At 71.0% G+C, this 14,724-nt stretch carries 14 protein-coding genes and 2 pseudogenes; 13 read left to right on the top strand and 3 right to left on the bottom strand.

Annotated features, from left to right (window positions below; translation table 11 throughout):
• Window positions 1-57 precede the first annotated feature (57 nt).
• From iaaH to AC30N0_RS13800, 4 genes and pseudogenes are all read left to right on the top strand, one after another.
• Window positions 58-1,353: pseudogene (gene iaaH / locus AC30N0_RS13785) on the top strand (indoleacetamide hydrolase); the annotation flags it as partial.
• An 84-nt stretch (window positions 1,354-1,437) separates the two neighbouring features.
• Complete coding sequence (gene phaR / locus AC30N0_RS13790; RefSeq protein ID WP_489518480.1) at window positions 1,438-2,022, top strand: polyhydroxyalkanoate synthesis repressor PhaR; 585 nt, start codon at window positions 1,438-1,440, stop codon at window positions 2,020-2,022.
• 42 nt (window positions 2,023-2,064) lie between these two features.
• Complete coding sequence (rimO, locus tag AC30N0_RS13795; protein WP_489518481.1) at window positions 2,065-3,483, top strand: 30S ribosomal protein S12 methylthiotransferase RimO; 1,419 nt, start codon at window positions 2,065-2,067, stop codon at window positions 3,481-3,483.
• A 14-nt stretch (window positions 3,484-3,497) separates the two neighbouring features.
• Window positions 3,498-4,700, top strand: a complete 1,203-nt coding sequence (locus tag AC30N0_RS13800; protein WP_489518482.1) for a PLP-dependent transferase — start codon at window positions 3,498-3,500, stop codon at window positions 4,698-4,700.
• Between the two features lie 48 nt (window positions 4,701-4,748).
• Here AC30N0_RS13800 and AC30N0_RS13805 read toward each other — a convergent pair whose 3' ends face one another.
• Together AC30N0_RS13805 and smpB are read right to left on the bottom strand one after the other, a co-directional pair.
• Window positions 4,749-6,194 carry a cytochrome P450 gene (locus tag AC30N0_RS13805; protein WP_489518483.1) on the bottom strand — a complete coding sequence of 482 codons (1,446 nt, stop codon included), beginning with the start codon at window positions 6,192-6,194 and terminating at the stop codon, window positions 4,749-4,751.
• 13 nt (window positions 6,195-6,207) lie between these two features.
• On the bottom strand, window positions 6,208-6,672 hold the full coding sequence (gene smpB / locus AC30N0_RS13810; RefSeq protein ID WP_489518484.1) for an SsrA-binding protein SmpB: 465 nt from the start codon (window positions 6,670-6,672) through the stop codon (window positions 6,208-6,210).
• A gap of 11 nt (window positions 6,673-6,683) precedes the next feature.
• Here smpB and AC30N0_RS13815 point away from each other — a divergent pair, with 11 nt between their 5' ends.
• Together AC30N0_RS13815 and AC30N0_RS13820 are read left to right on the top strand one after the other, a co-directional pair.
• Window positions 6,684-7,148 (top strand): type II toxin-antitoxin system RatA family toxin, encoded by a 465-nt coding sequence (locus AC30N0_RS13815; RefSeq protein ID WP_489518485.1) that lies wholly within the window; start codon window positions 6,684-6,686, stop codon window positions 7,146-7,148.
• A gap of 1 nt (window position 7,149) precedes the next feature.
• Window positions 7,150-7,464, top strand: a complete 315-nt coding sequence (locus AC30N0_RS13820; RefSeq protein ID WP_489518486.1) for an RnfH family protein — start codon at window positions 7,150-7,152, stop codon at window positions 7,462-7,464.
• A 3-nt stretch (window positions 7,465-7,467) separates the two neighbouring features.
• On the opposite strand, the gene AC30N0_RS13825 is transcribed toward AC30N0_RS13820, so the two are convergent.
• On the bottom strand, window positions 7,468-8,001 hold the full coding sequence (locus tag AC30N0_RS13825) for a DUF4124 domain-containing protein (protein ID WP_489518487.1): 534 nt from the start codon (window positions 7,999-8,001) through the stop codon (window positions 7,468-7,470).
• Window positions 8,002-8,131: 130 nt separating this feature from the next.
• Between AC30N0_RS13825 and guaB the strand changes: the two genes are divergently transcribed.
• The 7 genes and pseudogenes from guaB to AC30N0_RS13860 all read left to right on the top strand — a co-directional run.
• Window positions 8,132-9,601: an IMP dehydrogenase gene (guaB, locus tag AC30N0_RS13830; RefSeq protein WP_489518488.1), complete on the top strand. Its 1,470-nt coding sequence runs from the start codon at window positions 8,132-8,134 to the stop codon at window positions 9,599-9,601.
• A complete protein-coding gene (locus AC30N0_RS13835) occupies window positions 9,598-10,866 on the top strand; it encodes an MFS transporter (protein ID WP_489518489.1) in 1,269 nt (422 codons plus the stop codon). Before guaB ends, AC30N0_RS13835 begins: the two co-directional genes overlap by 4 nt.
• 9 nt (window positions 10,867-10,875) lie before the next feature.
• Complete coding sequence (guaA, locus tag AC30N0_RS13840) at window positions 10,876-12,459, top strand: glutamine-hydrolyzing GMP synthase (RefSeq protein ID WP_489518490.1); 1,584 nt, start codon at window positions 10,876-10,878, stop codon at window positions 12,457-12,459.
• Window positions 12,460-12,580: 121 nt separating this feature from the next.
• Window positions 12,581-12,868 (top strand): hypothetical protein, encoded by a 288-nt coding sequence (locus tag AC30N0_RS13845; RefSeq protein ID WP_489518491.1) that lies wholly within the window; start codon window positions 12,581-12,583, stop codon window positions 12,866-12,868.
• Complete coding sequence (gene tadA, locus AC30N0_RS13850; RefSeq protein ID WP_489518492.1) at window positions 12,868-13,443, top strand: tRNA adenosine(34) deaminase TadA; 576 nt, start codon at window positions 12,868-12,870, stop codon at window positions 13,441-13,443. The genes AC30N0_RS13845 and tadA overlap by 1 nt, the downstream gene beginning before the upstream one ends.
• Window positions 13,440-14,378: an LD-carboxypeptidase gene (locus tag AC30N0_RS13855; RefSeq protein ID WP_489518493.1), complete on the top strand. Its 939-nt coding sequence runs from the start codon at window positions 13,440-13,442 to the stop codon at window positions 14,376-14,378. Before tadA ends, AC30N0_RS13855 begins: the two co-directional genes overlap by 4 nt.
• A gap of 102 nt (window positions 14,379-14,480) precedes the next feature.
• Window positions 14,481-14,724, top strand: a pseudogene (locus AC30N0_RS13860) (ABC transporter substrate-binding protein); the annotation flags it as partial.

Consider the following 14,724-nt stretch of genomic DNA (forward strand, 5'->3'; position numbering starts at 1 on the left):
CCGCTCTAGCCCCCGTCGCGCCTCCAGGACCTCAACCCCTAAAACACGCTCGACCGCGCCGGGCAAATCGCGCTGGCGGGGCGCATCCACAGTATGCGGGCCGCCGCCAACGCCCTGCCGGCCCTGGCCGGGCTGCCGATCGTCGTCAAGGACAACATCAACAGCCGCGACCTGCCGACCACCGGCGGTACCGCGGCCTTGCGCGACAGCCGGCCGCGCGCCAACGCGCCCGTGCTGCAGCGCCTCGTCGACGCGGGCGCCATCGTGCTCGGCAAGACCAACCTGCACGAGCTGGCCTTCGGCATCACGAGCACCAACCTCGCCTCGTTCGCCGGGCCGGTGAAGAACCCATACGACCGCGCCCGCATTCCCGGTGGTTCCTCGGGCGGCACGGCGGTGGCCATCGCGGCGCGCATCGTGCCGAGCGGCCTGGGCACCGACACCGGTGGCTCGACGCGCATCCCGGCCGCCCTGTGCGGCATCGCCGGCCTGCGCCCGTCGGTGGGCAACGGCGGCATCGACCGGCGCTACGACGGCGCCGGCGTCGTGCCGATCAGCCACACCCGGGACACCATCGGGCCGATGGGCCGCGGTGTCGCCGATGTCGCCCTGCTCGACGCAGCGATCACCGGCGGCGCGCCGGCGGCGGCGGTGCCGCTGCGGGGCGTGCGGATCGGCGTGCCGGCGTCCTTCTGGAGCGGGCTCGAGCGCCAGGTGGGCATGGTCGTCGGGGCGGCACGGTCCCGGCTCGAGGCGGCGGGCGTCGTCTTCGTCGACGCCGACATCGCCGGCCTGGCCGACCTGAACGGCAAGGTCTCGTTCCCCATCGCGCTGCACGAGCCGATCGCCGACATCCCGGCCTACCTCGCCGCCTCCGGCGTGAGCGGCATCGACATCGCGCGGATCGCGCAGCAGATCGCCAGCCCCGACGTGAAGGGCGCGTTCGGCGCGATCCAGGGCGACGTCATGGGAGCCGGCTACAGCGACGCGATCCGCGTCTTCAGGCCGCGGATGCAGGCGCTCTATGCCGAGTACTTCCGCGCCAACCGCGTCGACGCGATGCTCTTTCCCACCACCGTCGCTGCCGCCATCCCGATCGACACGGTGAACGGGTCGGGCAAGTTCTCGATGGACGGCGGCGCGCCGGTCGAGACCTTCGCCACCTTCATCCGCAACACCGATCCGGGCAGCAACGCCGGCATCCCGGGCCTGGCGTTTCCGGCCGGAGCCACCGCTTCGGGCCTGCCCGTGGGGCTCGAGCTCGACGGCCCGCTCGGCAGCGACCGGCGCCTGCTCTCGATCGGCCTGGCGATGGAAGCGGTGCTCGACCGGCTGCCCGCGCCCGCGCTCTGAGCCTGCCACCGAGGGGGAAAACCCCTTCGGGCCCACCCACGGCAGTTCCTAAAATCAGCGCGTGCTCGATACGTTGGAGATGACATGGCCCAGACTCGTCGCGCCGGCAAGTCCAGGCCAGCCGCAGAGGCCAGCATTGGCCCGCGCATCCTCAAGAAGTACCCGAACCGTCGTCTCTACGATACCGAGATCTCCAGCTACATCACGCTCGCCGAGGTCAAGGCGATGGTGCTCGCCGGAACGGCCTTCGAGGTTCGCGATGCGAAGACCGGCGACGATCTGACGCGCAGCATCCTGCTGCAGATCATCCTCGAGGAAGAGACCGACGGCGTGCCGATCTTCTCGACCGGCATGCTGTCGCAGATCATCCGCTTCTACGGCCATGCCATGCAGGGGATGATGGGCTCGTACCTCGAGAAGAACCTGCAGACCTTCACCGACATCCAGGCCCGCCTGGCCGAGCAGTCGAAAGGCCTCTACGACCCGAAGGCGCAGAACCCCGAGCTGTGGGCGCAGTTCCTCAACGGGCAGGCGCCGATGGTGCAGAACCTGATGGGCAACTACCTCGAGCAGTCGCGCCACATGTTCGTGCAGATGCAGGAGCAGATGACGCAGCAGGCGGCGACGCTGTTCCCGACCCTCGCGCCGAAGCCCGGGGCCAAGCGCTGACGAGCAAAAGGCGGCTGCGCCGCGATGCGCGAAAATCGCGCCATGATCGATGACACCCTGGAACGTCCGCGCGCGGCGGGCGCGGTTCCCAAGATCGGCTTCGTCTCCCTCGGCTGCCCGAAGGCGCTGACCGACTCCGAGCTGATCCTCACCCGTCTCAGCGCCGAGGGCTACGCCACCTCGAAGACCTTCGCGGGCGCCGACCTCGTGATCGTCAACACCTGCGGCTTCATAGACGATGCGGTCCGCGAGAGCCTCGACACCATCGGCGAGGCGCTCGCCGACAACGGCCGGGTCATCGTCACCGGATGCCTCGGCGCGCGCGGTGGCAAGGACACGGGCGAGGGCGGCGGCAACCTCGTGCGCCAGATGCATCCCAGCGTGCTCGCGGTAACCGGGCCGCACGCCACCGACGAGGTCATGCAGGCCGTCCACGCGCATGCGCCCAAGCCGCACGATCCCTTCGTCGATCTCGTTCCCGCGCCGCCGGCCGGGATCGGCATCAAGCTGACCCCGAAGCACTACGCCTATCTCAAGATCAGCGAAGGCTGCAACCATCGCTGCACCTTCTGCATCATTCCGAGCATGCGCGGCGACCTGGTCTCGCGCCCGGTCGGCGATGTCCTCTCGGAAGCGGCGGCGTTGTTCGCGTCGGGCGTCAAGGAGCTGCTGGTCGTCAGCCAGGACACCAGCGCCTACGGCGTCGACGTGCGCTATCGCACCGGTTTCTGGGACGGGCGGCCGGTCCGCACGCAGATGCAGGGGCTGTGCGAGCGGCTGGCCGAGATCGCCGCGCCCCACGGCGCCTGGGTCCGCCTGCACTACGTGTACCCGTATCCGCACGTCGACGCGGTGCTGCCACTGATGGCGACCGGCGCGATCCTCCCGTATCTCGATGTTCCCTTGCAGCACTCGCATCCCGACGTGCTGCGCCGGATGAAGCGGCCGGCCAGCGGCGAGAAGAACCTCGAGCGGATCGCCCGCTGGCGCGAGATCTGCCCGCCGCTGGTCGTGCGCAGCACCTTCATCGCCGGCTTTCCGGGCGAGACCGAGGCCGAGTTCGAGCACCTGCTCGACTTCGTGCGCGAGGCACAGATTGACCGCGCCGGTTGTTTCGCCTATTCGCCGGTGGCAGGCGCCACCGCCAACGAGCTGCCGGGCATGCTGCCCGCCGAGTTGCGCGAGGAACGGCGCGCGCGATTCATGAAGGTCGCCGAGGACGTGTCGGTGCGCAAGCTCCAGGCGCGCGTCGGCGCCAGCATGCAGGTGCTCGTCGACTCGGCGCCGGGGCTCGGCCGCAAGGGCGGCGTCGGCAGGACCTATGCCGATGCACCGGGCATCGACGGCCGCGTCCGGCTGCTGCCGCCCGAGAAGGCGTCGAAGACCCTCAAGGCCGGCGATTTCACGCGCGCGACGATCATCGCCGCCGATGGGCACGACCTGATCGGCGTGCCGACCTGAGACCTTTCGAACCCATGAAGAAGCCTCTCTCGCGCAGCACCTCGCTCATCGCCCATCCGTATCAGCCGCCGGCCGGCTTCGGCGCCGTCCAGCCGCCCGTGCACAAGGCCTCGACCGTGGTCTTCCCGACCACGGCGGCGCTGCGCGCCCGCAACTGGAAGGAAAAGACCGGCTACACCTACGGCCTGCACGGCACGCCGACGACCTTCATGCTGGAGGAGCGCGTCGCCACGCTCGAGGGCGGCCTGCAGACGCTGCTCGTGCCGAGCGGCCTCGCCGCGCTGACGCTCGTCGACATGGCGCTGCTCCAGAGCGGCGACGAGCTCGTGCTTCCCGACAACGCCTACGGCCCGTCGAAGGAGTTCGCTCGCAACGAGCTGGCCCGCTGGGGCATCGCGCACCGCTTCTACGACCCTATGGAGCCGGCGTCGTTGGCCGCAGCGCTCACTGCATCGACGCGCCTGGTCTGGCTCGAGGCGCCGGGCTCGGTGACGATGGAGTTCCCGGACCTGCCGGCGCTGATCGGCATCGCGCGCGGGCACGGCGCGCTGGTCGCGCTCGACAACACCTGGGGCGCCGGCCTTGCCTTCGATCCGTTCTCGATCGGCGACGGCGACGGCGACGCCGCGTGCGGCGTCGACATCTCGATCCAGGCGCTGACCAAGTACGCCTCGGGCGGCGCCGACGTGCTGATGGGCTCGGTGACCACGCGCGACGACGCCCTGCACCAGCGCCTGAAGGCATCGCACATGCGCGCCGGCTGGGGCGTCGGCGGCAACGACGCCGAGCTCGTCCTGCGCTCGCTGCCGTCGATCCAGCTGCGCTACGAGGCACAGGACCGCGCCGCCCGGACCCTGGCCCAGTGGTGGCGCGAGCGCCCCGAGGTGATGGCCGTGCTGCACCCGGCGCTGCCCGGCTCGCCCGGCCACGAGCACTGGGAGCGGGTCTGCGGCCGCGCCGCGGGCCTCTTCTCGGTCGTCTTCGACGAGCGCTACGCACCCGCGCAGGTCCATGCCTTCGTCGACGCGCTGCGCCTGTTCCGCATCGGCTATTCGTGGGCCGGTCCGGTCAGCCTCGTCGTTCCCTACGACCTCGCCGCGATCCGCTCGCGGCCGGCCTGGCGCGGCACCCTGGTCCGCTTCTCGCTGGGGCTCGAGTCGGTGGCCGACCTCATCGACGACTGCCTGCAGGCGCTGGCGGCGCTCGACGCGCGCTGAGGGCACGCGGGTCGCGGCATCTTGACCGGGGCGAGACGATCGAGTGCGTCAGCCGCGCTCGCGCAGACACATCGCCAGCGGCTCCGGCGCCATCGTGAACGACAGCCGCTCGGCCGGCTCCCCGCCGTGCGCCGTCGACACGCTCTCGATCTCGAAGCCGCCGAGCAGCACGGCCAGCGCCATCTTCATCTCGACCATCGCCAGATGGCGGCCGGGGCAGACGCGCGGCCCGGCACCGAACGGCATGGAGACGCGGTTCGCCGCGGACGCGCTCCGCTGCGGCTCGGTGTCTAGCCAGCGCTCGGGCCGGAAGCTCCCGGCCTCGGGGAAGTGCTCGTCCTTCAGGCTGTCGCTGCGCAGCGCGCCCCAGACCAGCGTGCCCGCCGGCACGCGGACATCGCCGATCCGCGTCTCGCGCAGCGCCTGCAGGACGATCGACGGCGCGACCGGCTCCAGGCGCATCGTCTCGTTGGCGCAGGCCTCGAGGTAGTGCAGGGCGGCCATCCGCTCGGGCGACCACGCTGCCGGCGCGCCGGCGACGCGATCGACCTCGTCGCGGGCCCGGGCCAGGCACTGCGGGTGGCGATGCAGGAAATGGATGGTCCAGGCCAGCGAGTTGGCCGTCGTGTCCTCGCCGGCCAGCAGCATCGTCATCACGTTGCCGGAGACCTCGGCGTCGGTGATGCCCGAGTCGGCGTCGTCGGCAGCGACGAGCATGGCCTCGAGCAGGTTGGCCGGGGCCTGGCGCCGCGCCGGGTCGGCGGCGAGGCGCTGCCGCGCCGCGGCGATGAATTCCTCGATGGCGATGCGCACGGCGGCGACGCTGCGGTCGAGCTCGCGGTCGGCGGCGCTCTTCCACCAGCGCCAGGTCGGCAGCGGCGAGAGCAGCCGGCGGAACATGGCCGGGAAGATCTTGTCGAGGTGGCGCTGGATGACCTCGTCGTCGGACTCCAGCGTGTTGATGTCCTTGCCGAAGGCGAGCCCCGAGATCGCATCGACCGTGAAGCGCATCAGGTCGGCCTGAAGGTCGATCGCCTGCCCGGACGCGGCCGCACGCCGCCAGCGACCGTGCAGGCGGGTGCTGACCTTCACCAGCGCCGGGAAGTAGGCGCGCAGGTGGCGCGGGTCGAAGCCGGCCATGACCATGCGCCGCTGGCGCCGCCAGGCATCGCCCTCGGCGCCGAAGACGCCGCCGGCCAGTCCCATCTCCATGGCAACCCTTGCCTGCCGCGGCGTGCGCCGAAAGCCGTCGGGCCGGTCGCGCAGCACGGCGCCCATGGCGACGTGGTCGGTCACCACCAGCATCTCGGTGCGGCCGAGCTTGAACCGGAACAGCGGGCCGTGGCGCCGGCCCCAGGCTTCCACCTGGGCGTGGATCAGCGCCTTGTCGATCTGCAGCAGGTTGCCCAGGATCGGCAGCCCGCGCGGGCCGTCGAGGTCGCGGAACTCGCGCAGCGGAACGTCCGCGCGGGCCAGGCCGGTGTCGATGCTCATGCAGGCGAGGGCGTCATCGGCTCTTGCCGGCCGAGACCTTGTGCCGCATCAGGCGACCATGCTCGCGCTCCCAGTCGCGCTTCTTCTCGGTGTCGCGCTTGTCGTGCTCGGCCTTGCCCTTGGCGAGAGCGATCTCCGCCTTGACCCGGCCGCCCTTGTAGTGGAGGTCGAGCGGCACAAGGGTGAAGCCCTTCTGCTCGACCTTGCCGATGAGGCGCCGGATCTCCTCCTTGTGCATCAGCAGCTTCTTGGTCCGGTCGGCCTCGGGCTGGACGTGCGTGGAAGCGCTGCGCAAGGCGTTGATGCGGCAGCCGATCAGCCACAGCTCGCCGTCGCGGATGACGACGTAGCCGTCGGTCAGCTGAACCTGGCCGGCGCGGACGGCCTTGATCTCCCAGCCTTCGAGGACCATCCCGGCCTCAAAGCGCTCCTCGATGTGATACTCGAAGCGGGCACGGCGGTTCTCTGCGATCGACATCGTTCCATTCTATGAAGCACGTCAAGAAGTCGGTGTTGCTCTGGTACGCGCCGCGCGAGATCTACCAGCTCGTCACCGACGTCGACGCGTACCCGCAGTTCCTGCCTTGGTGCGAGCGCGTCGACGTGCTCGAGCGCCGGCCTGACGGCCTGACGGCGCGCCTGCACCTGGCCTACTCGGGCCTTCGCCACACCTTCACCACGCGCAACGTGCACGTGCCCGACGAGTCGGTCCGCATCGGCCTGGTCGACGGGCCGTTCTCGCTGCTCGAGGGGCTCTGGCGCTTCATCGCCCTGCCGGTGCCGGGCGCCGAGCCGGGCGTGGCCAGCGCCGCGTGCAAGATCGAGTTCGAGCTGCGCTACGCGTTTACCAACGGCGTTCTCGAAGCGGCGATCAGCCCGGTCTTCGACCGCATCGCGAACACCTTCGTCGACTCCTTCGTGCGGCGCGCCGAGCAGGTGCACGGACCGCGCTGAGATGGCGGCGCCGGCGCCGGAAGGACCGATCCGGATCGCTGTCGCGTGCAGCCCCTCGCCCGGTGCCGCGGTCGAGGTGGAGGTCTGGGTCCGGCCCGGCGCGACCGTCCAGGAGGCGCTGGCCGCAAGCGGCCTGCTCGAGCGCTTCGCCGGGGCGGGGCTGGAGCGCCAGGCGGTCGGCGTGTGGGGCCGGCCGTGCGCACGGGACACCACGCTTCGACCCGGGGACCGGGTGGAGCTCTATCGCCCGCTGGCGATGGACCCGATGGAGGCGCGCCGCCGACGCGCCTCGCGGCGCCCGAAGCAGGCGCGCTGAGCCCTACTTGCAGTCGGACTTGATGGCGTCGCGGGCGCGCTGCGTCTCTTCCGCGCGCTGCTTGTCGTCGACGTACTCCCGCTCGCCCTTCTGGTTCGAGCGGACCAGGCGGATGCCGCTCTCGAGGGTGGCGAGCTGGCTCCTGGCGCGGACGCAGTTGTCGGCGCGCGCGGCCGCGATGCGGTCTTCCTCGGCCTTGGTTCGTGCCGCCTGCTCGGCCTCGGCGCGCTTGCGCCTGGCCTCGAGCTCGGGATCGGCGGTGCGCGGCGCCAGGGCGCCCGAGGCGGCCGCAACCGCCGCAGCGGCCGCAGCGGCCGTGGTGGCGGCGCTTGCGGCAACGGCCGGCGGCACGGCGATCGTCCGCCGCTGCGCGCCCGGCTTGCCCAGGATGTCGGCCTCGGGCGTTCCGGCGGGAGGGGGCAGGTCGCTGTACTGGACGCGGCCGGTCTTGTCCTTCCACTTCCACTGCGCGTCGGCCGGCAAGGAAAGCAGCGCAGCAGCGAGGGCGGCGAACAGGGCGAGGGGGAGGCGAGCCATGGTCAAACGGGCGTCGTGAAGCAGTTCGCGGCAGTGTACGAGGGCGTCGGCGGAGCGGCCGCAGCGGTCCGCGCAAACCGGTACTTGTGCCCGCCATCCGTATAATTCCCTTTTGCGTCTGGAGCTTTCTATGCGCCTTCTGGGCAAGGCCCTGACCTTCGACGACGTGTTGCTGGTCCCGGCCCTCTCGAGCGTCCTGCCCCGCGACACCAGCCTCGCGACCTCGCTCTCCCGAAACATCCGCCTCAACCTGCCGCTGGTCTCGGCGGCGATGGACACCGTCACCGAGGCACGCCTCGCCATCGCCCTGGCGCAGGAAGGCGGCATCGGCATCGTGCACAAGAACCTCACGCCGAAGCAGCAGGCGGCCGAGGTCGCCAAGGTCAAGCGCTACGAATCGGGCGTGCTGCGCGATCCGATCACGGTCACGCCCGAGATGACCGTGCGCGAGGTGATCGAGCTCTCCAAGGCGCGCGGCTTCTCCGGCTTCCCCGTGCTGCGCGGCAAGGCGGTGGTCGGCATCGTCACCAACCGGGACCTCCGCTTCGAGACCCGGCTCGACGCCCCGGTCAAGGAAATCATGACGCCGCGCGACCGGCTGGTCACGGTGCGCGAGGGGGCCTCGCTGGCCGAAGGCAAGGCGCTGATGCACCGCGAGAAGCTCGAGCGGGTGCTCGTGGTCAACGAGGCGTTCGAGCTGCGCGGCCTGATGACCGTCAAGGACATCACCAAGCAGACGAGCTTTCCCGATGCCGCGCGCGACGCCCACGGCAAGCTGCGCGTCGGCGCGGCGATCGGCGTCGGCGAGGGCACCGAGGAGCGGGCCGAGCTGCTCGTGCGGGCCGGTGTCGACGTCATCGTCGTCGACACCGCGCATGGCCACAGTGCCGGCGTGCTCGACCGCGTGCGCTGGGTCAAGCGCAACTACCCCGGCGTCGACGTGGTCGGCGGCAACATCGCCACCGGTGCCGGCGCGCTCGCCCTGGTCGAGGCCGGCGCGGACGCGGTCAAGATCGGCATCGGGCCGGGTTCCATCTGCACCACCCGCATCGTCACCGGCGTCGGCGTGCCGCAGATCATGGCCATCGACGCGGTCGCCCGCGCCATCGCCGGCAGCGGCGTGCCGTTGATCGCCGACGGCGGCGTGCGCTTCTCCGGCGACCTGGCCAAGGCGATCGCCGCCGGCGCAGACACGGTGATGATGGGCGGGGCTTTCGCCGGCACCGAGGAGGCGCCGGGCGAGGTCATCCTGTACCAGGGCCGCACCTACAAGAGCTACCGGGGCATGGGCTCGATCGGCGCGATGCAGCAGGGCTCGGCCGACCGCTACTTCCAGGACGGCGAGGCGAGCACCGCGGGCAGCGCCAAGCTGGTTCCCGAAGGCATCGAGGGCCAGGTTCCGTACAAGGGCTCGGTCGTCGGCATCATCTTCCAGATGGGCGGCGGCCTGCGCGCCGCGATGCACTACTGCGGCTGCGCCAGCATCGAGGAGATGCACGCCCGGGCCGAGTTCGTCGAGATCACGTCGTCGGGCATCCGCGAGAGCCATGTCCACGACGTGCAGATCACGAAGGAAGCGCCGAACTACCGCGCCGAATGACGAGCGCGCAGACCGCCGGCGGGGCGCAAAAGCGCGCTGCGGCGATGCCCTTCATCATGATCACGGTGCTGATCGACATGGCGTCGATCGGCCTGATCGTCCCGGTGCTGCCGGCGCTCGTCGGCACGTTCACGTCCTCGCAGGCGGAGCAGGCGTGGTGGTACGGCGCCGTGACCTTCGCCTTCAGCTTCGCCAACTTCTTCGCTTCGCCGCTGGTCGGGGCGCTGTCCGACCGCTTCGGGCGGAGGCCGGTGCTGCTGGTCGGCTTCTGCGCCCTCGGCCTCAGCTTCTTCGTCACGGCGCTCGCCAACGCACTCTGGATCCTCATCGTCGTGCGCCTCTTCAGCGGCGCGATGCAATCCAACCTCTCGGTGGCCAACGCCTACGTGGCCGACATCACGCCGCCCGAGGACCGGGCCAAGCGCTTCGGCCTGCTCGGCGCGATGTTCGGGCTCGGCTTCATCCTCGGCCCCGTGGCGGGCGGCCTGCTGGGCGCCATCGACCTGCAGCTGCCGTTCTTCGCCGCCGGGCTGCTGGCCCTGGTCAACCTGACGTACGGCTGGCTCATCCTGCCGGAGTCGCTGCCACGCGAGCGGCGGCGCGAGATCGAATGGCGCTCGGCGTTCAACCCCGTCGCTTCGCTGGCCCGCCTCGGCCGGCTCGGCGGCGTCGGCCTCCTTGTGGCGGTGATCGCCTGCACGGCGCTGTCGCAGTTCGTGCTGTATTCGAGCTGGGTCCTCTACACCACCTTCAAGTTCGGCTGGGGCCCGCTCGAGAACGGCTGGTCCCTGTTCGCGACCGGCCTCGTGTCGGCGCTGGTGCAGGGCCTGCTGCTCGGGCGGCTGCTCAAGCGCTTCTCGCCGCAGCGGCTGGCCCTCGCCGGCCTGGTCTCCTCGACCCTGGCCTACGCCGCCTGGGGCGCGGCGAGCGAAGGCTGGATGATCTTCGCCGTCATCTTCTCCAACCTGCTCGGGTTCACGGTCACAGCCTCGATCCAGAGCATCATCTCCGGCGCCGCCGACGCAACGACGCAAGGCCGGACGATGGGCGCCGTCAGCTCGCTGCAGAGCCTGATGGCGGTGATCGCGCCGGTGCTCGCCGCTCCGCTGCTCGGCATCGTCTCGCACCTGCCGCGCGGCGACTGGCGCATCGGCGCGCCGTTCTACTTCTGCGCCGTGCTGCAGGCCACCGGCCTCGGCCTGGCCTGGCTGCACTTCAGGGCGGCGCGCCGCGCCCGCCTCGGCATGGCCGCCTCCGCCGCCTGAGCTCATCCCATGCACGACAAGATCCTCATCCTCGACTTCGGCTCCCAGCTCACCCAGCTGATCGCGCGTCGCATCCGCGAAGCGCACGTCTTCTGCGAGATCCACCCCAACGACGTGACCGACGAGTTCGTCCGCTCGTTCGCGCCCAAGGGGATCATCCTGTCCGGCAGCCACGCCTCGACCTACGAGGACCAGGAGCTGCGCGCTCCGCAGGCGGTGTTCGAGCTCGGCGTTCCCGTCCTCGGCATCTGCTACGGCATGTTCACCATGGCCGTGCAGCTCGGCGGCGAGGTCGAGCCGAGCACGCACCGCGAGTTCGGCTACGCAGAGGTGCGGGCGCGCGGCCACACGCGCCTGCTCGAGGGCATCGAGGACTTTTCCACCCAGGCCGGGCACGGCATGCTCAAGGTCTGGATGAGCCACGGCGACAAGGTCACGACCTTGCCGCCCGGCTTCAGCCTCATGGCATCGACGCCGAGCTGCCCGATCGCCGGCATCGCCGACGAGAGCCGCGGCTACTACGGCGTGCAGTTCCACCCGGAGGTGACGCACACGCTCAAGGGCCGCGAGCTGCTCGAGCGCTTCGTCCTGCAGATCTGTTCCGCCAGGCCCGACTGGGTCATGGGCAACTACATCGACGAGGCGGTGGCCCGCATCCGCGAGCAGGTCGGCGACGACGAGGTGATCCTTGGCCTGTCGGGCGGCGTCGACTCGAGCGTCGCGGCGGCGCTTATCCACCGCGCGATCGGCGACCGGCTGACCTGCGTCTTCGTCGACCACGGCCTGCTCCGGCTCGACGAGGCGCGCATGGTGATGGAGATGTTCGCCGGGCGCCTGCACGTGAAGGTGCTCGCCATCGATGCCAGCGAAGCCTTCCTCGGCTGCCTGGCCGGCGTCGCCGACCCCGAGGCCAAGCGCAAGATCATCGGCCGCGAGTTCGTCGAGGTCTTCACGCGCGAGGCCGGCCGGCTGAAGCAGGCGAAGTGGCTGGCCCAGGGGACCATCTACCCCGACGTCATCGAGTCCGGCGGCGCCCGGACCAAGAAGGCGACGACGATCAAGAGCCACCACAACGTCGGCGGCCTGCCCGAGACCCTGGGCCTGAAGCTGCTCGAGCCGCTGCGCGAGCTGTTCAAGGACGAGGTCCGCGAGCTCGGCATCTCCCTGGGCCTGCCGCGCGACATGGTCCAGCGCCATCCCTTCCCCGGTCCCGGGCTGGGCGTTCGCATCCTCGGCGAGGTCAAGCGCGAGTACGCCGACCTGCTTCGCCTGGCCGACGCCATCTTCATCGAGGAGCTGCGCGCGACGATCGACCCCGTGAGCCGGAAGTCCTGGTACGAGCTGACCAGCCAGGCCTTCGCCGTGTTCCTGCCGGTGAAGAGCGTCGGCGTGATGGGCGACGGCCGCACCTACGACTACGTGGTCGCGCTCCGGGCCGTGCAGACCACCGACTTCATGACCGCCGACTGGGCCGAGCTGCCGCACGCGCTGCTGAAGACCGTCTCGAGCCGGATCATCAACGAGGTGCGCGGCATCAACCGCGTCACCTACGACATCTCGTCGAAGCCGCCGGCGACCATCGAGTGGGAGTGATCTGTCGCCAGGGATGCTCGCACCCTGGTCGAGACTTCCGCCACCTGCCCGGGAGACGGGCCGTGGATCGTTCCCGGCTACGATCGCCGCGCCGTTTCAGACGGCATGCACGGAGCAATCGATGAAGGCGGTTTTCGGAATCCTGTCGCTGGTCGTGGTCCTGGCCGTCCTGGGTTTCGTCGCCAGGAAGCAGCAGCAGGCCGTCGACGCCGGCGGCGGCATCGTCCAGCGCGGCCAGGACGCCGAGAGCAGGGCCCGCGCGCTCGCGGCCGACTCGGCCAACCGGGCGGCGCAGGCCGGTGCCGGAACCGTTCCGCAGCAGGCCCGCAGCATCCAGGAGCGCGCCCGCGACAACACCGTCCGCGCCCTCGAGCAGGGCGCCGACGGCAACCGGCGCGCCGAGCCCTGATGAGCCCCGCCGACGAGGCCGCGATGCGGCAGGCGCTCGACCAGGCGCACAACGCCTGGATCGTCGGCGAGGTCCCCGTCGGCGCGGTCATCGTGCGCGATACGCCGACCGGCCGCCAGGTCGTCGCTACCGGCTACAACCGGCCGATCACCAACCACGACCCGACCGCGCACGCCGAGATCGTCGCCCTGCGCCATGCCGCGCACCTGCTCGGCAACTACCGCCTGCCCGAGTGCGAGCTCTACGTCACCCTCGAGCCCTGCGCCATGTGTGCGATGGCCATCCTGCACGCCCGGCTGAAGCGGGTCGTCTACGGCGCCACCGACCCCAAGGCCGGGGCCGCGGGGTCCGTGATCGACGTTTTCGGCACGCCGGCGCTGAACCACCACACGGCAGTGGAGGGCGGGCTCCTGGCCGACCCGGCGGGCGACATGCTGCGCTCCTTCTTCGCCGAGCGGCGCGAGCGCTACCGGCAACGGCGCCTGCCGCCCACGCTGGCTGGCGCAGGTGCCCTGCCGGTCGACCCGATCCCGGCCGGCGAGTCGAGCCTGGTCGACGACGGCAGCCCGGCATGAGCCCGCCCGCAGCAGGGCGGGCCGGCCCGCTGTCGCTGTCGCTGTCGCTGTTCTCGCCAGCCGGGGTGGTGCGGACCGTCGCGCCGCTGCGCCTCGCGGCGCGCCGGCTCGCCCGGCTCGGTTTCGCAGTCGAGGTCGACGAGGCCGCGGCCCGGCGCGTCCAACGCTTCGCCGGCGACGACGAGACACGGCTGGCCGCCATCCACCGCGTCGCCGCCGCCGCGCCCGACGTGGCGATGGCCACGCGAGGCGGCTACGGCCTGACCCGCCTGCTCGACCGCGTCGACTGGAAGGCGCTGGCGCGCAGCGTCGACAAGGGCACGCGCTGGGTCGGCTACAGCGACCTGACCGCGCTGCAGCTCGGCCTCCTCGCGCACCGCGGCGGCACCACCTGGGCCGGGCCGCTTGCCTGCGACGACTTCGGCCGCAGCGAGGCGGCCGGCGGCGTCGACGACGTCACCGAGGCCTGCTTCGTGGAGGCCATGACCGGCGCGCTCGAAGCCGTCGGCTTTCGCACCGGCGAAGGCCACGACGGACTCGAGGTCCGCGGCACGCTGTGGGGCGGCAACCTCTGCGTCGTCAACTCGCTCCTGGGCACGCCACACTTTCCGCGCGTGCGCGACGGCATCCTCTTCCTCGAGGACGTCAACGAGCACCCCTACCGGATCGAGCGAAACCTGCTGCAGCTGCAGCAGGCCGGCGTCCTCGACCGGCAGCGCGCCGTCGTGCTCGGCGCCTTCACCGGCTACCGCAAGTCGCCGAACGACCGCGGCTACACGCTGGCGACGGCGATCGAGCGGGTCCGGACGGCGACGCGCACGCCCATCCTGACCGGCCTGCCTTACGGGCACGTGGAAACCAAGGTGACGCTTCCGGTGGGCGCGAAGGCGCGTCTCCTCGTCGACCGCCGGCAGGCGTACATCGCCTGGGCCTGAGAGCCGGCCCGACGGGTGCCATGGCGGCCCCCTAAAATCGACGTCGACGACGCTCTGCTCGAGCGAAGCCGGGTCGACCCCGGTGCCGAAGGACAAGTCTCGATGAACGCAGGGTGGACACGACGAGGCTGGGCGTTGCCGATGCTCCTGGCGGCCGTGCTGGTGCTTGCGGCCTGCGACAACAGCCCCTACGAGAAGGGCGCGGCGGCGACCAACACCCTGTTCTATTCGTTCGACGAGCGCTCGCCGCGCTACCTGGACCCGACCGCGTCGTACTCGAACCCCGAGTCGGCCTACACCTTCCAGGTCTACGAGCCGCTCTACGGCTACCACTACCTGAAGCGGC

It is taken from the genome of Rhizobacter sp., assembly GCF_031412495.1.
In the GTDB taxonomy this organism is placed as follows: Bacteria; Pseudomonadota; Gammaproteobacteria; order Burkholderiales; family Burkholderiaceae_C; genus Schlegelella_A.